General features: G+C 65.9%; 16 protein-coding genes. All 16 read right to left on the bottom strand.

The features are described from left to right. Window positions 1–21: 21 nt before the first annotated feature. On the bottom strand, window positions 22–1,929 hold the full coding sequence (locus AC6EI8_RS04400; protein WP_498381376.1) for a polysaccharide biosynthesis protein: 1,908 nt from the start codon (window positions 1,927–1,929) through the stop codon (window positions 22–24). Between the two features lie 12 nt (window positions 1,930–1,941). Next, a complete protein-coding gene (locus AC6EI8_RS04395; RefSeq protein ID WP_498381375.1) occupies window positions 1,942–2,925 on the bottom strand; it encodes an MraY family glycosyltransferase in 984 nt (327 codons plus the stop codon). Then, a complete protein-coding gene (locus tag AC6EI8_RS04390) occupies window positions 2,912–3,895 on the bottom strand; it encodes an NAD-dependent epimerase/dehydratase family protein (RefSeq protein ID WP_498381374.1) in 984 nt (327 codons plus the stop codon). The genes AC6EI8_RS04395 and AC6EI8_RS04390 overlap by 14 nt, the downstream gene beginning before the upstream one ends. 37 nt (window positions 3,896–3,932) lie before the next feature. Beyond that, on the bottom strand, window positions 3,933–5,093 hold the full coding sequence (locus tag AC6EI8_RS04385; protein WP_498381388.1) for a glycosyltransferase: 1,161 nt from the start codon (window positions 5,091–5,093) through the stop codon (window positions 3,933–3,935). Window positions 5,094–5,143: 50 nt separating this feature from the next. Beyond that, window positions 5,144–6,166 carry a glycosyltransferase family protein gene (locus AC6EI8_RS04380; protein ID WP_498381373.1) on the bottom strand — a complete coding sequence of 341 codons (1,023 nt, stop codon included), beginning with the start codon at window positions 6,164–6,166 and terminating at the stop codon, window positions 5,144–5,146. Then, window positions 6,163–6,801, bottom strand: coding sequence for a histidine phosphatase family protein (locus AC6EI8_RS04375; RefSeq protein WP_498381372.1), 639 nt, complete (start codon window positions 6,799–6,801; stop codon window positions 6,163–6,165). The genes AC6EI8_RS04380 and AC6EI8_RS04375 overlap by 4 nt, the downstream gene beginning before the upstream one ends. Beyond that, entirely contained in the window at window positions 6,798–7,766 is a 969-nt protein-coding gene (locus AC6EI8_RS04370) for a glycosyltransferase (protein ID WP_498381371.1), read from the bottom strand. Before AC6EI8_RS04370 ends, AC6EI8_RS04375 begins: the two co-directional genes overlap by 4 nt. 12 nt (window positions 7,767–7,778) lie before the next feature. Then, complete coding sequence (locus tag AC6EI8_RS04365; protein WP_498381370.1) at window positions 7,779–8,828, bottom strand: glycosyltransferase; 1,050 nt, start codon at window positions 8,826–8,828, stop codon at window positions 7,779–7,781. After that, on the bottom strand, window positions 8,825–12,529 hold the full coding sequence (locus tag AC6EI8_RS04360; RefSeq protein ID WP_498381369.1) for a glycosyltransferase: 3,705 nt from the start codon (window positions 12,527–12,529) through the stop codon (window positions 8,825–8,827). Before AC6EI8_RS04360 ends, AC6EI8_RS04365 begins: the two co-directional genes overlap by 4 nt. Next, window positions 12,475–13,302, bottom strand: coding sequence for a glycosyltransferase family 4 protein (locus tag AC6EI8_RS04355; protein WP_498381387.1), 828 nt, complete (start codon window positions 13,300–13,302; stop codon window positions 12,475–12,477). The genes AC6EI8_RS04360 and AC6EI8_RS04355 overlap by 55 nt, the downstream gene beginning before the upstream one ends. A 1,115-nt stretch (window positions 13,303–14,417) precedes the next feature. Next, entirely contained in the window at window positions 14,418–15,602 is a 1,185-nt protein-coding gene (locus tag AC6EI8_RS04350; protein ID WP_498381368.1) for a glycosyltransferase family 4 protein, read from the bottom strand. A gap of 138 nt (window positions 15,603–15,740) precedes the next feature. Beyond that, window positions 15,741–16,733 (bottom strand): glycosyltransferase family 4 protein, encoded by a 993-nt coding sequence (locus tag AC6EI8_RS04345; protein WP_498381367.1) that lies wholly within the window; start codon window positions 16,731–16,733, stop codon window positions 15,741–15,743. Continuing rightward, window positions 16,730–17,848, bottom strand: a complete 1,119-nt coding sequence (locus AC6EI8_RS04340; RefSeq protein ID WP_498381386.1) for a glycosyltransferase — start codon at window positions 17,846–17,848, stop codon at window positions 16,730–16,732. Before AC6EI8_RS04340 ends, AC6EI8_RS04345 begins: the two co-directional genes overlap by 4 nt. A gap of 130 nt (window positions 17,849–17,978) precedes the next feature. After that, complete coding sequence (wecB, locus tag AC6EI8_RS04335; RefSeq protein WP_498381366.1) at window positions 17,979–19,094, bottom strand: non-hydrolyzing UDP-N-acetylglucosamine 2-epimerase; 1,116 nt, start codon at window positions 19,092–19,094, stop codon at window positions 17,979–17,981. Then, entirely contained in the window at window positions 19,091–20,653 is a 1,563-nt protein-coding gene (locus AC6EI8_RS04330; protein ID WP_498381365.1) for a polysaccharide deacetylase family protein, read from the bottom strand. The genes wecB and AC6EI8_RS04330 overlap by 4 nt, the downstream gene beginning before the upstream one ends. Beyond that, the gene (locus tag AC6EI8_RS04325; protein WP_498381385.1) at window positions 20,650–22,032 is read right to left on the bottom strand and encodes a phenylacetate--CoA ligase family protein; all 1,383 of its coding nucleotides are present in this window, start codon (window positions 22,030–22,032) and stop codon (window positions 20,650–20,652) included. Before AC6EI8_RS04325 ends, AC6EI8_RS04330 begins: the two co-directional genes overlap by 4 nt. Between the last annotated feature and the right edge of the window lie 98 nt (window positions 22,033–22,130).

Genomic DNA, 22,130 nt, shown 5'->3' with positions numbered 1-22,130 from the left:
GGCTCCGCAAGGAGCCGGCTCTCAGCCGGTCCGGTGCCAGGCCCGCTCGGGCACCGGCTGCAGCGTCGGCCGCACGCTGGGCGTGTATTCGACGATCCAGCGGCGCAGATCGCGCCGTACCTCGTCGTCGGAGGGAATGCGCCGTTGCATCAGCCACGGCAGCACCTCGCTGAGCAGATGCTCGGGCACCTCGCGCGCCCGGGCGACACGCAGCTTGTCGTGAGGCGTCGGACGGGTGGTCTCGTCATCCATCAGCAACTCCTCGTACAGCTTCTCGCCGGGCCGCAGGCCCGTATAGACGATCCGGATCTGGTTCTCGTCGAAGCCATACAGGCGGATCAGGTCCCGCGCCAGGTCGGCGATCTTGACGGGTTGTCCCATGTCCAGCAGGAAAATTTCCCCGCCCTCTCCCATGCTGGACGCCTGGAGCACCAACTGGGCCGCTTCAGGAATCGTCATGAAATAACGGATGATTTCCGGGTGCGTCACGGTAACGGGACCACCGCGCGCAATCTGCTGCTGGAATTTCGGAATCACGCTGCCAGCACTGCCGAGCACGTTGCCGAAACGGACCGTTTCCAGCTGGGTCGTCGTGGTCGTCTGCTGCAGCGCCTGGCAGACCATTTCGGCCAGGCGCTTGGACGCGCCCATCACATTGGTCGGATTGACGGCCTTGTCCGTGGAAATCAGTACGAAACGCCGGACTCCGTGATCGATGGCCGCGCGGGCCACCCGGTAGGTGCCGAGCGTGTTGTTTCTGACCGCCTGCCAGGTGTTGAGCTCCTCCATCATCGGAACGTGCTTGTACGCGGCAGCGTGGTAGACGATGTAGGGCGCAAAGCGCCGCATGGTCTGCTCGAGCAGTAGCGTGTCCTTGACGTCCCCCACCACCGAAATCACGTTCAGCCGCGGGAAGTGCTCGTGCAACTCCTCGGCCAGCCGATAACTGGCGAATTCGGAGATCTCGTAGGCGATCAGCGTCGCCGGGTGGAAGCGCGCGATCTGCCGGCACAGCTCCGAACCGATCGAGCCGCCTGCGCCCGTCACCATGACGGCTCGGCCCTCGAGCAACTGGGCGATGTGCGGCGTGTCGATGGTCACCTCTTCGCGGCCCAGCAGGTCTTCCAGATCGATCTGCCGCACGCGGGACATGAAAGGCTGGCCCTGCGTCAGCGGGGTCAGCGCCGGCAGTACCAGCGCACGGACATTGGCGCGCACGCACAGGCGCGCCACGCGTCGATGAATCGGCGCAGGCGCGGACGGCATCGCGATGATCACGTGCTCGATCTTGTGGCGCTCCGCCACCTCCTTCAGATCGCTGATGCGGCCGAGTACCTTGTAGCCGTGGATTTCGCGCCCGAGCTTGCGCTCGTCGTCGTCCAGCAAGCCGACCAGCCGCCATTGCGGCGAACGGCGCAACTCGCGGGCCAGACTGGCGCCCGCCTCGCCAGCGCCCAACAGCAACACCGGCTTTCCTTGGCCGATCAAGCCACCATAGCGATAGAACTCCTTGGTGGCGCGATATGCCGCCCGGCTTCCGCCCATGATGAAGAACAGCATCACCGGCATCAGCAGCAGCACCGAGCGCGGGATCGGCGGCGACGGCTGCAGCATCGTGGACGCGACCGTCACGACGATGGCACCCGCCACGATCGCCTTGGCGATGCGGAACAGGTCGGGCAGGCTGGCGAACAGCCACATTCCGAGATACAGCCCGAACACGCGGAACATCACCGCGTACACCGGCACAACCCAGGCGATCGCGGTCAATCCGCTCTCGCGGAAATCGGCCGGCGGCATGCCATTGAAACGGATCACATAGCAAAGGAGCCATGCGAAAGCCACGGAACCGACATCGAAGGCGAATGCGGCCAGGGACAACCAGCGCGCACCCACGCGTGAGGCTTTGAGAATCGGCATCTTGGACATCTCTCGGTAAATCTAACCGGACTTAAATTGACGCCAGCGACGATCGATCATCAGGCCAAGACCGATCAGCAGCAATCCCCATGTCACCATCACCGCACCTGCTTCCCACCCGGTCATGTCGACCGACATGACGGCAAGAATTGTACCGACGAGCATCAAGACATACCACCGCAGCACCACGCCGCGATGGCCGGCGGACATCTGCACCATCCGTTGATAGTAGTGCGTCCGATGGGCTTCCCAGAAGCGCTCCCCATTGACGAGGCGGCGCAACAGGGTGACGGTCGCATCGGCGACGAAGGGCCCGAACACGAAGGCGGGGAACCAGAACGGCCAGGCCTGTTCCTGCCAGCCCCAGTAGCCCAGCGCCGCCGCCAGAAAGCCGAGCGGCACGGAGCCGGCATCGCCGAGAAACATGCGGGCCGGCGGATAGTTGTAGACAAGAAACCCCGCGGCGGCGGCGGCCACGATGATCGAGGCGATCGCCAGGTCGACATGTGCCGGGCCGGCGCATACGGCGTAGGCGCCGAAGCCGATCACGGCCATGCCTCCAGCCAGGCCATCCGCTCCATCCATGAAGTTGTACAGATTCACCGCCCACACGACGGCGACCGCCAGCACCGGCGCGAGCATCCAGAGCCCGGGCGGCAGCGGCAGCAGCCAGAGCAAGGCGGCGGCGGCGGCCAGATGCGCGGCGAAGCGGTAGCGTGCCGGCATGCCCCATCGATCGTCGGCCAGGGACAGCATGCCGAGCGCCAGCGCGAGTCCCGCCAGGGCGCTCAACGCGGGCGCAAACACGGCGATCGATATCGCGCTGACAAGCGTCACGCCAACACCGCCAACCCGCGGCGTCGGACGCTGATGCAGCGAGCGTGCGTTCGGCACGTCGAGGGCCAGCCGCCACGCGAGGCCGGTACGAAGCAACAGATAGAGCAGTGCCGCGTTGGCGACGAAGGCGAGCGCCGCAGGCAGCAGCAAGTGGCTAGCGAACGGCATGCGCGATCTCGCTCCCCGTTTGTTCCCGATACCAATCCGCCGTCTGCTTCAGTGCCTCGCGCAATGTCAGTGGCGGGCGCCAGCCCAGTTCGCCGGCGATCTTGCCACTGTCGACCCGAAGCGGCTCGACCAGCCGGGCGACGGCATCGCGCCGGCCCGTCAAGGCCCCGGCGAGGTTGAGCAACGTCAGCGGCACCGGCACCAGGCGGGCAGGCCGGTCCAGCGCCTCGCCCATCAACCGGGCCAGTTGCGCTACCGTGACGTCCTCGCCATCGGTCACATGGAAAATCTGGCCTGCCGCGGCGGGGTGGCGCGCACAGGCCAGCAGCGCGTCGGCGAGGTTGTCGACAGCCACCAGGCTGCGCGGCGCATTGGCGTATGCCAGCGGCAGCGGTACGCCGCGTGCGACCGCGCCAAGCAGGCTGCGGAAGTTCGCGCTGACGCCCGGGCCGTAGACGAGCGGCGGGCGCACCACGGTCCATTCCATCCCATGGTCCTGGCACAGTGCAGCCAGGGCTTGCTCCGCTTCCCGCTTCGATATGCCGTAGGGATCGACCGGTTCCGGCGTGTCGCTCTCGCGGAGCGGACGTCCGGGATCCACCTCGGCCACCGCCTTGATGCTGCTGACATAGACAAAGCGCCGTACGCCGGCCCGCGCCGCGGCACGGGCAACACGCAACGTCCCTTCGACGTTGGTCGCGCGGAAAGCGGCCAGCGGATCGGGCGCACGATCGCGCATGACATGGACGCGTGCCGCCAGATGGATGACACAATCCGGCCGCAACGAGTCGGGCCATACGGCCTCGATATCGGCGAAGTCATCGGCGACGACGAGTTCGCGCCGCTGTTCTGCCGGCTGCCGTGCGACACCGCGGACGACGCAGGTGGTCCGCGCCTGAACGGCTGCCAGCGCACGCAATAACGCCGCGCCGACGAACCCGCCAGAGCCCGTCAATAGAACATGTTCCATCGCGCCTCCATGTTTGTCGTCCCTGCGTAGACGCGCGCTACGCCTGCTGCGTGGAGCGGCCGGCTGCGCGCGCTGCCACGACCTCTTGATAGAGATCGCTGTACGCGCGCCCGAGCGCCGCGCCCGAGAACAGCTGCTCGTAACGCGAGCGCGCGGCACGGCCCATGCGCTCGGCGAGCGCGTCGTCATCCAGCAACCGGGAAGCGGCGGCCGCCAGTTCGGACGGAGATTCCGGCGGCACCACGAAACCCGTCACACCATCGGCATTGACGTAGGAGGTCCCGGTACCGATCTCGCAGGAAACCATCGGCCTGGCGAACATGGATGCCTCCACCAGCACCATGCCGAATGCCTCCGATCGCAATTGCGACGCCAGCACCAGCGCGCGGCAGCCACGCAGCAGCGCAGCCTTCTCGGCATCGGAAACCTGGCCGGCAAAGACAACGTTGGTGGCGCCCTTCCGGGCCGCCAGCGTGCGCAGCCGCTCCATCTCCGGACCGGACCCCGCGATGACGATATCGCCGGCGATGGCCGGTGCCGCCTCGATCAGGGAATGCAGTCCCTTGTAGTAGCGCAGTACGCCGAGCGCGAGGAGAAACGGCCTTCCGCTCAGGCGGAAGCGCTGCAACAGGGACTCCGCCTCGCCGGCATTCGGCGCTGTCTCGGCAAGGTCAGCCATGCCGAGTGGAATGACGCGCAGCCGTTGCGGCGCGACGTTGGCCTTCAGCACCTCGCTGGTCTGGGCGTATGCGGGCGATGTCGCCACCACGGCGTCCATCGCCCGCAACGTGCGACGCATCAGCGGGCCGTAGACCTGGCCCAACAGGCGTTGCCGCACGATATCCGAGTGGTAGGTCATCACCGCGGGACGGCTGTTGTCGCCGAGCAGATGAAGGACATCGCCGAACGGCCACGGGAAGTGGAAATTGACCACATCGGCCCAGCTCGCCGCCTGCCGATAGCGCAGCACGGCCCCGATTCCCCCGAGATCGCACGACGCCGGCGCGGCCCAGGAGCGACTGCGCAGCACGGCCCCTTCCGGAAGAGCGATCCGCGAGGGCGCCGGATTTGGCGACAGCGTGAAGATGCGGCTCTCGACGCCGTAAGCCTGGCAACCGAGCGCGATCTGCCGGATGGCTTCCTGCAGCCCCCCGGGCGGATCCGGGAAATAGGTCCGATAGACGTGCAGCACCCGCAGCGGTCGCCGTTCTCCCTTTGCCACGGTGGTTGCGGCCATCATCGCTGGCCTCATAGCACGGCGGCGAGCGCCGCGGCGCTCGCTTCCACGTGATGGCTGCGCACGACGTCGTCGAACGCCGCATCGCGGATCCGGTGCCGCAGCTCACGGTCTCCGGCAAGGCGCTCGAGCGCGTCCACCCACTCCTGGAAGTCGTTGCCAACCAGCAGGCCGGTGCGTTCGGGTACCACGCAACCCTGGTAAATCGGTGCCGACGAATAGATGCCCGGCACGCGCGCGGTACCGTAGTTCAGATATTTGAACGGGTTCTTGCAGGCGTTGAACTCGGCAGCCTCGGCGTCCTCGCTTCCGCCCAGCGGCGTGATGGCGAACTGATAGCGGCCCGAAACCAGTGCGCGCATGTAGTCGGCGTACGGCATCCGGTTGGTGAAATGCAGGAACGGCAGCGAGAACATCTCCGGGAAAGGGTCGCCATAGAAGTCCAGGGCGTAGTCGGGATGGCGCAGGAAAAAGACCTGGAGCGCGGTCAGCAGCATGTCTTTCGCGCTCTGCATCTTCAGGAAGTCTGCGTTGGTGAAGACGATGCGCGGCGGCATGGCTTCCTCGACCGGGCCCGCCGCATATTTCTCCACCCACATTCCATTCGGCACCAGCACGGGTTCCGCGACATACGGACGGACCTTGTCGAGCAGGACGGCGTTCGCCACCGTCACGACATCGCACAGCCCCAGAATTTCGCGGATCAGCGCGACCTTGCTGTTGTGAGCCTGGGCGCCGCTGTAGCTCGGAAAGGAAAAGATCCAGTCGTCGATGTCGTAGATGACGCGCACGCCGCGGGCGCGGGCATGGCGAACGAGATCCAGAGCACGTTGAGAGCTGTGCTTGCTGAGAATCAGTACATCGGCCCAATCGACGCCGTTGCGCGCCGCTTCGTCGTTCTCGGAAATCGCCGTGAACACCAACTGGCCGCGCGATTCCATGAACTCGAGCACCTCGGTGATACGGGCCGCGACGGACAACGACGGTACGCCCTGCGCCACGTGCGACTCGCGATGCAATGCGACGACCTTCACGATGCCGCCCTCCCCCGACTCCCATGGATCGAGACCGGCAGGTTCTCCAGGGGCCCCAGCGCGAAGCCGAGCAGGCGGCCGTGCCACGCGTCGTCGCCGCGCACCATTTCGATCGCCGACAGGCTGGCATGGGCCGGCAGGAAGGCCGGAAAGCGCGCCATGTCCACACCGTGGATATGCTGCAGGATGCAGGAGATCGGGCCGGAATGAGCCACCACCATCAACGCATCGGCCGGCCGCGCCAGTTGATCGTCGAGCCAACCCAGCACGCGGCTGTTCAGCTCGAGATGCGACTCGCCGCCCGGATAGCGATTGCCCGGATCCGCGTAAAAGTCAGGCCATTGCGCAAGAAAGCGCGCGAGCTGCCAGTCGGCAACTTCGCCGGCATCGGTCTCACCCAGCCGGGCGTCGATCTCCCAATCCACGCTTGGCATCAGCCCGCGCGCGGTCTGCTGGGCTCGGCGCCACTGGCTTGTCATGTAACGATCGGCCACGATGCCGGCACGGGACAACCACGCCGCCATGCGCTCCACCTGCGCGAGCCCGATGGCGTCGAGCTCGTCGGCGGTGGTGCCGGTGACCAGCCCGGCATCGTTGGCCACGGAACGGCCATGGCGCACCAGATAGAGCATCATCTGGCGATGCTCCGCAGGATATCGATCAGCGGATTGATCGCGCCGGGAAGGCAGAAGCGGCGCATGTCATCGACCAGCGAAGTGGTATCGGTGGGCAACGCCAGCACCTGGTCCACGGCACCGGCGATCGCCTCGTCGCTGCCAGGATCGGCGTAGACCGCATGATCGCCGAAGTGCTCCCGCGACCAGGCCGAGTCGCTCAACAGCAGGCGGCAGCCGGACAGGCCCGCCTCGATGGCGGACAATCCCGGCGGCTCATGAGAAACCTCTATGTAGAACAGGGCCTCCTGCAGCGCGCTGCGGACGATTTCCGACTTTTGCGGCAGTCCCTTGATGAACAGCACGTTGTCACCGCCGGCGTCGCGGCACTGGCGGAAGTACGCTTCCTCGCGGCTACGTCCGACCAGCACCAGCGGGATGCCCTTTTCGCGCAGCACACGGATCGCGGCCAGCTGGTTCTTGTTCGGCTCGATCACGCCAAACCAGATCGCGTAGCGGTCCAGGCCGTACAGGCTGCGGAACAAGCCCTGCGGCGCCTGCTTGATGTAGGCCGCGTCGGCTCCGACCGTGACACGGCGCTCCTTTTCGGCGGGCAGCCTGAAGCGCTCGCGGAAGTGCGCGAGTTCCGCGTCCGACTTGAAAATCACCGCGTCGGCAAGATCAACATGCCGATTGACCAGATCGACCGGCGCATTGCCAATGTCCCTGACCCACAGGTTGGGCCACAGCGCGACGGGCTTGCCGGTAGCCTTCAATTCCTGCAACAGCTCGATGCCGCCACCGTGCACCGAAAAATGCAGCACGACATCGTAGTTCTCCATGTCCCGGGAATAGGGCCCATAGATATCCACGATCAGACCGCGCTGCTTCAGGCTGTCGGCCACCGAGAAGATTTCGTACTCGCCGCCGCCGCGCACCAAAAACGCTTGGTGATAGGTGGTGATCAATACACGAGGATCGGACAAGATGATATCCAGCTAGAAGTTGTTCGCCTGGCGCGGCACCGACAGCACCGCGGCGAGGGCCTTGTCGTCGGCCTGCGCCAGCACGGCCGCGGCGCGCCGTTTGCCCGCCTGGACCATGGCGGCGCGGCGTGCCGGGTCGCCATGCATCTGCAGGATCGCCGCGCGAGCCTGGTCCAGCGTGTCGAACGAGATGGTGGCTTCGGCCCCGACCTCGCTCGCGGCCGTGCCGGAGCGCACGAAGGTCGGCACGCCCAGATGCATGGCCTCGAGTACCGGCACGCAGAATCCTTCGTGCTGGCTGACGGACAACAACGCGCCAGCGCGGTCGAAGCGCGCGAACAGGCTCTCGTCGTCGATCATGCCCGTGATCTCGACATGCTCGGCCACGCGGCGCTGCAGCGCGCGCTCGCGCAGGAAAGCGAGATAGACGCCATTGGGCGCACCGCCGACGATTTCAAGCCTTGCGTCGACACCGGCTTCGCGGACCAGCGCCAGGATCTCGATGGCGTCCTCGACCCGCTTGTGCGGGACGACCCGCCCGACCACGAGCAACGTCAGCTGGCCGTCGCGCTCGGCCTGCTCGGCGGGGACATGGCGAAACAGAGGCATATCCGGCCATACCGGCGGAATCACCAGGATCTCGTCGGCCCGCAGATGCGGCGCCAGCGATGCCGCAGTGAGCCGGGAATTGGCCATGACCAGGTCGAACTGGCGCAGCAGCGGGTACTGCTCCAGCGAGCGGGCGCACAAATCTGCCGTAACGGGCTCGAACTCACGCAGCAGCTCCGGCTCCGTCACGCCATGGAAATAGCACAGCTTGCGATTTTCCAGCGCGAGCAGGCGCTCGAGCATCGGGTCGTAGATCGAATAGCTGACCAGCAGCGTATCTTGCGGCTGGATCTGCTCGAACAGCGCATCCAGCGGCTCGACGTCGCCAGTGAAGTGTTTCGCGCAGGCTCGCGCAGGCACGCCCAGCCGCTGCGCGGCACGGGCAATACCGAGGCAGTGATTGCCTACGGCGTCGCCGACGTGGATGTCCGGTGCGGCGATGAATAGCGTCATGCGGCCCCCTTGCTCGCGGCGTCCAATTGCTGCAGCCGTTCGAGATAGTTGCGCCCCACCGCTTCCGGCGAATAGTGAGCCAGCACGAAATGCTTGCCCGCCAGTGCGCGCTGCCGGCGCTCTGCCTCGTCCTCGACACAACGCCGCATCTGCGATGCCGCCGACGCGACGTCGGCATCCCACCAATGCTGGCCTTCCGCGAAGGCATACTCGCCGGCGCCAACCGCAACCGCTTCGCCACCGACCATGAACGCCGTCGTGTCGTTGGTGAAGTCCGTATTGCCGGAGAACGCCGATGCGATCACCGGCTTTTCCAGCAGCATGGCTTCGGCGATATTGCGACCAAAGCCCTCCGCCCGATGCAGCGACACGAAGCAATCGCAGACGGATTGCAGCCCGATCACCGCCTCGCGCTCAATCGCTTCGGAAATGATGGAAACACGCGGATCGTCTCGACAGAGCGACAGCACCTCGGCCCATTGGCCCGACGCATTCCCCATGTTCATGGTCTTGAACAGCAGGTGAACACCGGGCGTGCCGGGGGGGAACGCACGCTGGAACGCCTTGATCACTGCGAGGGGATTCTTGCGATGAACGCTGGAATTGCCGTCCAGAATATTGAGGAAGACAAACGCGTCCTCGGGCAGGCCGAACTCCGCCCTCGTGTAGGCGCGGCTCAACGGCGGCAGCGCGACCGCCATCGGCATCACCAGCACAGGCTTGTCGGTGGCACCGCGCATCGCCTCGGCGGTGAAGCGCGTGCTCGACCAGACCTCGTCGACCAGTTCAAGCGCCAGTTCCATGCCGCGCGGATAGGCGGGCAACTCCCACTGCCAACAGCCAATGTTGTAGCGGTCACCGAACATCGTCTCGCCGGTGGCGCCTACCAGCCGGATCGTCTCGTAATGCGGCAGAAACACGAGGTTGGTGTTGTACAGCGGCGCCTCCACCTCGTAGGCGCGCAGCGACAGATCCTGCTGGCGCGCCCCGATCGCCAGCGGGATGGCAGGCGCGCACAGGTCCATGTCGACGTGCCGCAGCGCCAGCGCCGCCATTCTGACGTCCTCGCCGATGCCGAGCTCGCCGCGGCCGAAACCGACGATATTGACGCCGCCGCGCAGGAACTTGCCGGCGGTCGCGCCATCCTGCGGACGCCGCGCTTCATGCATCGGCGGCGCTTCGTCCTCGATATGCAGGCGCAGCTCGTACTTGCCGAAGTTGAACAGCCACAAGTTGAGCGCGCGGCGGCCTTCGGCCGTGCTGGTGTCGAAGGCATCGCGCAGATCCGACCGCTGGGCATACGCGGCTGCGGCGAGCGGATGCACCGCGTCGCTTTCATTGCCCGGCTGCGTCGGATCGGAGATGCCGAGCGTCGCATCGGTGGGCAGCAACGCGCGGGGAACCGCGCCGCGCAACAGCTGCTCGCTCCACCACGCCACCAGTTCGGCGCGGCCTTCCGCTTTCTGCAAGGCCTTGTCGGTTCCCGGCCCGCCAGCGAGCGCCGTGTACATGGCTCGCATCGCCCGCGTAATGGGAACCTGCTGGTCCTGCGTCACCGTGGCGTCGGGCTGCTGCAGCTGGTCGCGGGAGATCAGTTGGGCAAGAAACGCGTTACCTGGCACCTCGCGGATCCACCACGACACGAACGCCGCGCGCCCTTCCGTACTCGACAGATCGGCGAACTCGCGCAGATCGTCCCGGGCCGCATGCAGGGCCTGGATGCCGCGCGTAATCGGCAGCGGCGCATCCTGCGCGATATTGCGCGCCAGTTCATGATAGAAGGCGATCGGCATGAAGCCGTCGAATGCCGGCGTGCCAGCGCCCTCGCGAATCCACCATTGGACCAGCCTGGCCCTGCCTTCGGATGTCGCCAGGTCGATCTGGCCGCGCAAATCCGAGCGCGCCATGCAGACGGCATGGACGCCCTTGGTGATGGGCAGCAACGCGTCCTGCACGATCGCCGGGTCGACCTCCGCATACTCCTCGGGCCGCACTATGGAGATGGGCCGGGATTCGTGGCGTCCGTCCAGTACCCACCACGACGCGAGCCGCTCGCGCCCTTCCTGCGTGGCCGGATCCATGCCACTCAGATCCTGCCGCGCAGCGCGAAGCGCGAGCAAACCGCGCGTCAGCGGAATGGCGGCATCCTGCGGGACCTGCGCGGACGGCTCGGCGTACAGCGCCGCGGGCATGCATGTCCTCAGTGCGGAATCATGGATGCCTTCGAGCATCCACCAGGAAAGCAGCGTTCGCCGGCCCGCCTCCGTCGAGAGATCGGCCTGCTCGCGCAAATCGTCACGAGCTTCGCACAGTGCGTGCAAGCCGCAGGTAATTGGCAAGGGCTGGTCCTGCACCACCGTTTCATCGACGCGCGCATACATGTCATCGCGCATGAAGCCAACGTAGCGCGCATCGCGCAGCCCTTCCAGCAACCACCATGACACCAGGCGGTGCCTGCCACCTCGGGTGGCCAGGTCGAACGACGCACGCAAGTCGTCGCGGGCCAGGTAGATTGCATGCAGGCCACGCGTCAGCGGCAGCCAACCATCCTGCGGCAGCGTGCTATCGGGGCGGGCCAGCCAGTCGCGCTGCTCGCCATCGATCGCGACCCCCTGGTTCAGGTGGATGGCAGCGCAATGAAGCGGGTCGTCGAGATCGAACTGCGACCGCAGCACACGGTTGCCCAGCCACAGCGCTTCGAGCACCGGCGTGCGGCCGAACGGCGTCTCGCTCTGCTGCCGGCGCTGGAACAGCGTCGCCAGGCTCCGGGGATGCCGATGATCCGAAAGATCCAGGCCGCGGTCGACGATGGGATTGTCGAACAGATACCGGTTGCGTTCCTGCACCTGCTGGATCTCGTCGGGGATGCTGCCGACATCCTGCTCGAGGCCGCGGGAATGCAACCACGTGTAGTCGACAATGCGAGCGCCGGTCTCGCGCAGCCGCATCGACAGAGCATGTTCGTCGAGAATCGAGATTGCCTTCGCCTGGAAGCGCTGCAGGTTCTGCGGCGAGAGCTCGAATACCGAATGCCATCTGCCGTGCGGCAGGCCGTCGCCCGTCAGCCATTCGAGCAGATAAGACTGGTAGTTCGCCGACAAGGGCGCGTCTTCGCGGAAGGGACGGTCGGACGACGGTGCGAACAGCGCCTCCGGGCCGAACCGGCCCACGAAGCTGCCCAGCCTGCGGATGCGCTCGGGCACCGCGATCAGGAACTTGGAACAGCCCCAGGTCTGGAACCTGCGGCCGAACTGCCGCACTGCGTCCGGATAGGCATCGATATGGGCGAGCACGACATCGTCGTGGCTCGCCGCGTAATCGAACATCTCCCGATTGATGTACGGATAGAAGCCGTTGTACTCGTTCTCAAACGCGGACGTCACGATATGGACGAGGTCGTACTCGTCCAGCAAACCGGGAAAGCGCGCCAGCGCCGTGTCCCAGCCGCTGAACTCACGGCGCGAGTTGTCGCCGCCGATCATGACGATGTTCGGGCCGAGGTTGACCGTGAGGTCCGTCGGCAGCGCCGTGTCGATCAGGACGGCATCGTAGTCCAGTCCTTCGATGCGCTGGTAGAGCTGGCACAGGCGCTTGAACGCGCCCTGGTAGTCGGCATCGCCATAGCGCACGAACAGGGTAAGCAGCTTCATTCTTCCATCTCCACTTCGAAGATGACCTTGTTCTGCGCCGCGTTGGCCCATCCGGCCCGCTCCACGTCGAATTGATCGATCCGATAGAAAAACTCGAGCCGCTGCAGGCAGCGCCCGGCATCCGCATCGCGCAGCGACGCGTCCACCAGCGACAGCACCTCGCGAGCGGCCGCCTCCCAACCGAAGACCTGGGCCGGCCGTTGCGGTTGCGTCCGGCAATTCCGCCAGTGTTCCTTGCGTTCCAGCACCTCGCTCACCGCCTGCAGCAGTTCCGTCCGCCGCGAGAACGGCACGATGCCATCGACCGGACTGACGCGCGACCGTATCTCGTCGATCAGCTGGCTTTGCCGCGCAATCACCGGCTTACCGAACGACAGCGCCTTCAGCACGGGAAGGCCGAACCCTTCATAGAACGAGGGGAAAACCAGGCAGGCGCATTCGCGGAACAGCGTATCGACCGCTTCGTTGGACAACATGCCGGAGGGCAGTTGCTCGACGTTGGGATACTGCTCGCCGACTTCGCCGAGAACACGAATCCGGGCCTCCGGGAAGCCCGCCGCGAGCACGCGCACGGCTTCGTGCAAGCCCTTGTGGTAATACTGGTTGCCGACCACCAGTACATACGGCTCGCCCTCCGGGGCAGCGTCCGCAGTTGGCGGTGCGTAGTATTCGGCCGGATCCAGCGAGCAGTACGAGATGGCGCTGGGCACATCGCGTGACGCCGGGAAGCGCTCTTGAAATGCGTTGCGCGTATAACCGCTGTTGAAGACGAAGCCATCGGCATAGCCGGCAGCCGCGCGCCATACGCCGTCGATATGCGGCATGCGGATGTAATGGCAATCCCAGGCGATGGCGTCCATGATCAGATACAGATTCACGGTCGAGCGGCGCGCCTGATCGCGCAGTTCGCTGAAGCTCCACGGTTGCGACAGACGGATGGCCGCGTCGAAGATGGCATCGTCGGGCATCGTGTGGATCAGTGCATCGGGCATGGTACGGTCCAGCCCATGGAACTGCGCGGCCTCGGGAAGCACCCAGAAACGCGGGGATACCGACACGCTGGCGGCAAGCCTGACGATCGGGTCAAGCAGGGAAAGGATGTGTTGCGCGGTGCCGTTGTAGCCCGGAGCGAGATTGCGAATGTCGAACAAGACGGTACGCGTCGCCTTCGGCTTGAGCCGTTGCCACAGCAGCGCCTCCCAGCGCTGCTCCGGGAACTCGGCACGGCGCGAGATCGCGCGCGCATAGTCGGCTGCCCGTTCGATCGAGGGCGGCTGGGCCGGGCCCGGATAGGGCGCGGACTCGGCGGCGAAGAACAACGCGCGGTTGCACACCACGGCGCTATAACCTCGGCGGTTGGCACGAATGAACAGCCTCCCGAGCGCATCGCTCAGTCGCTCGTCCTTGCCGTCGAGCCGGCCGAAGTGGTAGAGCATGTCGCCTCGTACGAGTACAGGGGCAGCCGTGACGATGCCTCCGCCCCAGCGTGACGGCAAGGCCTGCAGAAAAGGCGCGAGCGGTTCGCGGCTGGTGAGCGCTTCCTCGCCGCACTGGCGCGGAACGGGCGCCGAGCCGCCCGTATTGGTGCGCGGCACGGCAAAGCCGTATAGCGGATCCGCGGACAGCGTCTCGAGCAGCTGTGCGACCGCCTCGCCATCGAACTCGTAGTCGGGCGTGGTAAACAGGACCGGCGTGCCGGCTTCCGCCAGCGGATGCACGACGCGGTTCAACCGGGCAATGTAATCGCCGGCGTCGCGAACCGGGATCGTCTCGATCATCGGGTCGTCCGAGATCGGCGTGGCGCCCGCCGGCACGAAGACATGGACGCGCTCGACGAGCTGGCGCAACGGCGCAGCGGCCAGCGCGCCCAGGCAGGCGACGGCCTGCTGCTGCGGCTGCGCGGCGTCAGGCAGGGTAATGACGATGGCAATCTTGCTGGTCAAGCTGGCACCTGTTCGATGTCGTGGTTGCGGCATGCGTCGATCCGGCCGGTCAGGGCGGCATAAACGCTTTCGGAACCGAAATGTTGTTCGATGAAGGCGTGGGCGGCCTGCTGCAAGGCGATGCGCTCGGGCTCCCGGGCCAGCAGGCGCGCGATCTCGCGCGCGAACGCCACCGCGTCGTGGACGATTACCGCCGGCACGTCGCCGAGTTCCCGAAGACCATCCGCGGCGGAAGGCCAGGCGACATGCGCCTTGCCCCATGCCAGCGCCTCGATGGTCTTGATCTTCAGGCCGGTACCGACGCGGCAGGGATTCACCACTACCGCGGCCTGCTCGTACTCCGCCTCCAGGCTCTCCACAAAACCCAGCAGCGATACGGTCGGATCGTCGCAATGCACGAACTGGCAGACCTTGCCGATCACCCGCAGGCGCGCGCCGGGACGCGCCGCACGCACCAGCGGCCACGTATAGTCGAGGAAATCCTGCGTTCCCTTGACGTTGAATTCATTGCTCGATGCGACGATCAACACCTGGTCGGTCACCACCTCGGCGGGGTCGCCATGGTGGATGTCCAGATCGAACGACGTCAGCAACGCCTCGACTTCAGGCACCAATTGCCGGAGCTCGTCCTGTTCGGCCTTCTGGATCGCGAGCACGATGTCGGCGCGGCGAAGCAAGGTGCTTTCCTGCGCCTCGGTCAGACTCAGGCTGTAGTTCTTGATTCCGTACTGTTCGACGGTCTTCTGCTTGTGGCAGAACAGATCATGGGCGTCGATGATCTTCAGCGCATCCCCGCATTCCGGCAGCGCGAGGATCCGGCTCATGAAGACGTATTGGGCGATCACCACGTCGGGCCGTACGGCGGCGACGATCGGCGCCACCTCGGCGGCAAACCAGTCGGGACAGAAACCGTCCTGGATGCGGGACAGTTCGGCGTCGGCAACATCGGTGTCGACCTGCACCGGCTTGGCCATCGTGCCACCGGGCCGCGGGAGCACGATGCGGTTGTCGAACACATGCAGATCGTCGACCACATCGCGCAGGCCGAGAATGCATTGATTGCTGACCTCGGTGTCGCCCAGCGGCTTCAGAACCAGCGTCACCGCATATCCTTTGCGCCGGAACCACGACAGCATCTTGTAGATCCGGATCTCGTTGCCCGCCGCGGGCGGGTACGGCATCACATGCGTGACCATCAGGACACGAGGTCTGGCGCTGCTCTGGGGGATGGAAGCGAAACTCGGTTTCATCATCGTTCTAAAGGCGTATGGCCCTTCTTTTGTATGTGCGGCGTCGAGGCGGCGTCGGCAGTCAGGCGGCTACACGAGTTGCCGGTAGACATCGCGCAGCGCGGCCGTGGTCGACGACCAGGTGAACGCCTCCGGTCGGAAGGCGGACGCCGCAGCACCTTGCCGTCCCGGCGCACCCGCCCGCCCGCCAGTCGACAGCATGGCGCGCAGGGCGTCGGTGATCGCGTCCACCGATCCCGGATCGACATACATGGCCCGGTCGCCGAAATACTCCTGACAGGAACCTTCGCGCGTCAACAATAGCGGAGCTCCCTGCGCGGCCGCCTCCAGCGCCGCCAGGCCGGGCGTTTCGAGAGTACTGGGAAGCGCGAACAGTTCGCATGCGGTGTATGCGGACAGCAGCGTTTCGTCGTGCGGCATCGGTCCCAGGTAGCTGACCTGCGCACCGCCCTCTTCCAGCACCTGGCGAGCATATTCCGGATCGCGCTGATGACCGATCAGGACCAGCCGGCACTGCGGCAGCCGCTTCATGGCGCGCACGAGCGCCAGCTGGTTCTTGCGGGGCTCGATATTGCCGACGTTCAACACGAAGGGACCGTCGATCCCGAAGCGTTGCCTGAACCCTTCCGGGCCGACCTTCTGCAAGAAAAACTCGTCGATGCCGTTGTAGACGGTGGCGAACTTCGAGCGCGGCAGGTCCAGGACGCTGGCCAGCATGTCGCTCTCGATGTCCGAGTTGGTGACGGCCCGGTCCGCCAGCGCCAGCTGGGCACGAATCTCGTCCACCGGGTACAGATGCCGGGTGCTTTCGGTGATCCACAGGCTGGTCGACACCACCAGCGGCAAACCCAACTGCTTGACGAAATGGCAGAAGTGCACCGACCCACCGATGCACGAGAAGAAGTGCACCACATCGTGCTCGAGAAAACGCGGTGCCCATTGGTCGAACAGCGCGACTTCGACGCCATGCGCGGGCAGATGCTTGCGATAGGCGAGCAGCTGGATCTCCCCACCGCCCGGCGTATGGAACGCCATCGGATACGTGGCGAACATCACCTTCATGGTCTGGCCTCCAACGTCCGGATGCGTTCGAGCATGCGCGCGGTACGCGCCTGCCATGTGTTGTCGCCGACGAAGCGGCGTGCCTCGTCCTGGCTCAGCCGTCCGCGCCGCAGCTGACGCTCGATCGCAGCTTCGAACGCCGCCGCGTCGGCGCCGATTTCCAGGCCGGCCGGACCGCTCTCGGCGAACGCCAGCGGGGTGGACACCACCGGCAGGCCAGCCCCCAGATATTCGAAGAACTTCATTGGAAACATCGATCTGGTGTATTCGTTGATCAGTGTCGGCAGCAGGCCGACCTGCATGCCGCGCAGATAGTCCGGCAATTGCGCATAGCTGCGGTAGCCCAGCAGATGCACGTTGGGCAACGCTGCAAGTGCATCGACCAGCGGACTCTGCTGCCCCTCGCGCTGCTCGCCGATCAGCACCCATTGCCAATCCGGCCGCCGCCGGGCGACCTCCAGCAGCAGCGCAAAGTCGACCTTGAAGTCCGACAACACGCCGTGATAGACGAGGCGCGGGGTCGGAATCGCAGCGAGGTCACCGGGCAGCGGTCCGGCATTCATCGCCTTGCCGAAGTGGCGATCGTCCGCCACATTGGGAAGAAAATACGTGTTCGGATTGAAGGGGCGGCAGCGCTCCTCGAGCGCACGAGCCGTGACGAACACCGCATCGCATGCCTGCAGCAGGCTTCGCTCGGCGGCGTCGAACGCCGCCACATCGACGCCGGGCACCGCCGACAGATCGTCGACACAGTGATAGACCAGCGGACCGCGCGGCATGTGCGCGATCGCGTTCTGCATGTATGGGTGGTAGGTCCACACCAGAGGACGCGCGAAACGCCTGGCGCGCAGGAATCGGCCCAGCGCGTGCCGCAGCAATCCCTGGTTGATCCAGCGGACAACCGGCCAATGATGCTTGGCCGGCACGATCAGCGGCGACAGCACCCAGATATTGTCGCGCCGCCGCGGTGGGCCGATCACGACCGACTGCATGCCGCGCCAGAGCCGCCGCCAGAGCCGCTTCCAGTCTCTGCCGCTGGCCATGCGGGGCGTACGCAGGCCCACGCTTTCGACATACAGCACCCGCCAGCCGAGTCCCGCCAGCTCGCAGGCCATATGCTGCTTGTTGGTCCAGTAGGGCTCGTCCCAATCGGCGGTCGAGAACAGCACGCAATCGCCCGCTTCCGCGCGGGCTGCCGCCGGCGCGGACCGAGGGGCGTTCGCCGCTTGCTGCCTGTCGATCGCCTCAGCCACCGAAGTCCTCCAGCGGCCGACCGAGCAGGCTGGCCACCACGCGCGCCGAGGCTCGACCGTCGCCATACGGATTGGTGCGATCGCGCAACGCAACGACGCGCTCCGGATTATCGAGCCACTCCGCAGCCGCCTTGCAGATCGACTTCGGGTCCTGACCCGCCAGCGTGGCGAAGCCCGCATCGACGCCTTCGCGCCGCTCGGTATGGCTGCGCATCACCACCACCGGCACGCCGAAGGTCGGCGCCTCCTCCTGGATGCCGCCCGAATCGCTGACGACCAGGTCGCTGCGGCTGATCAGATAGAGACTGGTCGGATAGTCGACCGGCTCGATCAGCGACAGATTCGAAACGCCGGCCAGTTCGCGCAGCACCGGCTCGCGTACCGCCGGATTGAGGTGCACGGGAAAGATCCAGCGATGGTGCGGGTAGCGTTGGCACAGCTCGCGCAGCGCGGTGCAGATGCCGAGCATCACGTCGCCGAAGTTCTCGCGCCGGTGGCATGTGACCAGGACCTGCGGACCGCCATGGCGTAGTTCGGGGGGCAACTCCGGCGCTCGATGCGCCCAGCCGGCGCGGACCATCTCGATGGCATCCACGACCGTGTTGCCGGTCGTAACGACGGTATCGGTGCCGACGCCTTCGTTCAGCAGGTTGGCCCTGGCCGACCGGGTCGGCGCAAAGTTGCGGGTGGCGATGCGGCCCAGCAGGCTCCGGTTGGCTTCCTCGGGAAAGGGACTGGCCAGATCGCCGGTGCGCAAGCCCGCCTCGACATGGCCGACGCGTACGCCGCGATGAAATGCGGCAAGGCCCGCGCAGAAGGCCGTCGTCGTATCGCCCTGCACCAGCACCCAGTCGGGCCGCTGAGCGGCAATCGCCTCGTCCAGTTCCGCCAGCAGGCGCGATGCCAGACCGTTCAGCGATTGGCCGGGACGCATGCAGTCCACGCGGATATCCGGCGACAGCGCGAAGTACGACATGGCCTGCTCGAGCATCTCGCGATGCTGACCGCTGCTGCAGACCGTGACATCGACGGCCTCGCGCAAGGCCGCGACGACTGGCGCGAGCTTGATCACTTCGGGGCGGGTGCCCATCACCACCATGACTTTCACCGCGATGCCTCCCATCCGGCCGCGCACATCCGGCGGCCGTGATATTCGATCGCGAGCTGCAGTCCGTTGGACGTCCCGGCCGGCAAGGCAACATGATAGACACCGTCTTCGTCGCGCACCGACGCCTGGGCGCGATACCGGAGGAAGTCCATCGCCGCATCCTCATGCAGGAAAAGCGGCGCCTGGGCCCGCTCGCGTATATGCGCGATCAATTGCCGGTGGGCGTCGATGCGGGCCGCTTCATCGGCCCAGCCGTAGGCGTAGCGGGCGGAAAACGGATGATCGAGATAACCGAACAGCGTGCCGGTCGCGTGGGCATGGTCGAATGCCTGACGATAGACCGCCAGCGGATCACCATCCGCGAGCAGGCAGTCGCCGTGAAGCATGCATTGCTGGCTGTGGCCGACAAAGCCGGCCGGCAGATCGGCCAACTCGCCGCCCCGCGCGAGCACGAATTCGGGATCGTTGCGGATGATGCCGCCGATGCAGCCGGCGTAGCCAAGATCGGCCAATGCCTGCAGCGCGTAGTGCGGAGTCTGGTGAAACGGCGAGACCGCATAGCGGACCTCTCGCCCCGTCACCGCATGCAAGCGTTGCGCGGAGGCCCAGCCTTCGTGCAGCGCCGCTTCGTAACTCCCGCCCCATTGCGGGGCGTGAGTCGCCGTATGCGACAGCAAGGCGCCGCCTTCGGCAACCAACTCGCGCAGCAGCCCGTGCTGGCGCTCGTCCGCCAGCGTGCTGGTATGGACGGCCAGCGAAAACGGCACGCCGGCCTCCCGGTAGGCGCCCCACAAGGAGCGGGCCGACTCGACGTCTTCATCGCAATCGAGCCGCGACGTAATGGCGGCGTCATGCCCCCAAGGCACTTCGGACAGTACGGGATGGCAGGGAAGCGCCTCCGCGCCGTGCATCGACAGGAATTGCTCGACGATGCGCCATTCCCACGAATCGCATGGGCCGGCGGCGCGGTTGAACCACAGCACGCTGCCCTCGTCGCGCTGTGCGAGCGCAGCATAGCTGCCGTGGCGCTGGCCATCGATCTCGATGGCGGCCAGTTCGTCGGCGCCGGTCTCCATCCCGACCGCGATGCTCCAGCACGAACCGTCCGCGCGGATCGCGCCATAACCGAGGTTGTTCCACTCGTCGGCAAAATCGAAGCGCTCGAACGGGCGATGCCATGCCGGCACCCCAAGCGCCTGTGCCGCGGCCCCATAGCGCACTGCGGCACGGCTCGCAGCCATGCCCGAGCGCGGCGCCGGCTTGCTGCGGCTGGCGCTTTCGAGCCCGGCCGGCAACGCGTCCGGTTGCCAGCCCAAGTGGCGCGCCAGCACGTCGGAGAGACGGCCAAACACGATCAGTTTGCGCCTTCCCCGAGCCAGCCACGCGATCAGGTCGTCCGTCCAGGCGTCGGGCATATCGACCGCGACCAGCGTCGAGACGGATGCCAGCGCGCCGCGCGACAACGGCGCCGCTTGCGCGGCGCTGACGGAACGGCGCAGGGCCGCGAGCACCAGTTGCCCGACGGGCCGCGCGGGATAGGGAAAGGCGACGCCGATCATCCCGTCACCACATGCCTGAACTTGGCGCGGGAGCCGACACGCACGAAGTCGTCATGGCCGACGAACGCGACGGTGAACGCATCACCCCAGAACGCCTTGAGCTTGGCCATGGTGTCATCCGCACTGGCCCAGGGCTCCAGGACGATACGGAGCGTCGGCGGCGAAGTACGCAGATCGATCTGGAATTCCTGGATCCCGCCAACCCGGTGATCCAGCATGTCCTGGATATGGTGAGTGGGATGATCGACGCCGTTGATCGGCACGACGTCGTGGATGCGGCCAACCACATCGGTCAAATAGAAGCCGGTCGGACGCTCCTCCACCCGGGCCAGGTCACCGGTGGCATAGCGCACCAGCGGCATCAGCCGGTTGCGGAAACCGGTGAACACCAGTTCGTGCGCGCCGTCCGCGTTGTTCTCTACCGTGCGGGATTCCGGCCACCCTTCGGATTCCAATACCTGGAACCCGCCCTGTTCGCCGTCGAGCTCGTAGGCCATCACGCCAAGTTCGGCCAGGCCGTAGCGGTCGACCACCCGGCATTGCAGGGCGGCCGCAATGGTTTTCCGGGCGTGCGGCTCCAGCAGTTCTCCGCTGGATTCGAACACCTCGAAGGTCTTTCCGCCGCCGTATTGGCGTTGCACGTAGCAGGCCAGTGCATAGATGGTCGACGGATGTGCATGGACCAGGTACGGCCGGCGGCGCTGCAGGGTACGCCAGATCTCTTCCAGCCCAACATCGTCGATGCGGTCGAAGAAGATATTGCTCCGGTTATTGACGAAGCATTTGAAGTCTTCACGCGACGGCCATTGCGGAACCGCCATATCGGGAAAACGGCAGGCGAAATGCAGTTCCGATCGATGGCCCGACTTGCCGATACGCTCGCGCGCGTAACGCGTGACGGCCGACGAATAGTCGGCCGCTTCCTGATCGTAATAGATGGTGCACGACAAGCCGGTCGAGCCGCCGGTCTTGCAGGCATGGTGCCGCAGTTCCGCCAGCGGGCGGGAGAGCATGCGCTCGCCCTGCTCGCGGATGATGTCCTTGGTCAGGTAAGGCAGGGCCTCGAGGCGACGCGGGTCCTCGGCCGCACGTTGCGGATCGAAGCCGATCTGGCGGAACAGGTCGCGATAGTACGGCACATGGGTGCCCGCGAAGCCGAGGATATCTCCCAGCCGCTGCTGGGCGATGCGGCGCCTCTCGGCCATGGGCTTGGCGTAATAGCGGCGAAGCTCGGCCACCTTCGGTGTGACGCTGCGGCGCTCGCGCCGCTCCGCAATCGGATAGCCGATATACCCGCCGACCACGCCCTTCAGCGTACGCAGCGGCTGGCGAGCAAAAACGAGTTCGCCATAACGAAGCAGGGGATGATCAGCTCGCATAGTAAATGTCATGTCGCTCATAGGGCTGACCGCACTGTGTTCGGGAAAGCCGCCGATGGTGAAGCCGCGCTTTCCGTGGCGCCCGTCGATACGCGGGC

It is taken from the genome of Cupriavidus sp. R6-3 (genome assembly GCF_059772245.1).
This window is presented reverse-complemented; position numbering and strand designations above follow the sequence as displayed.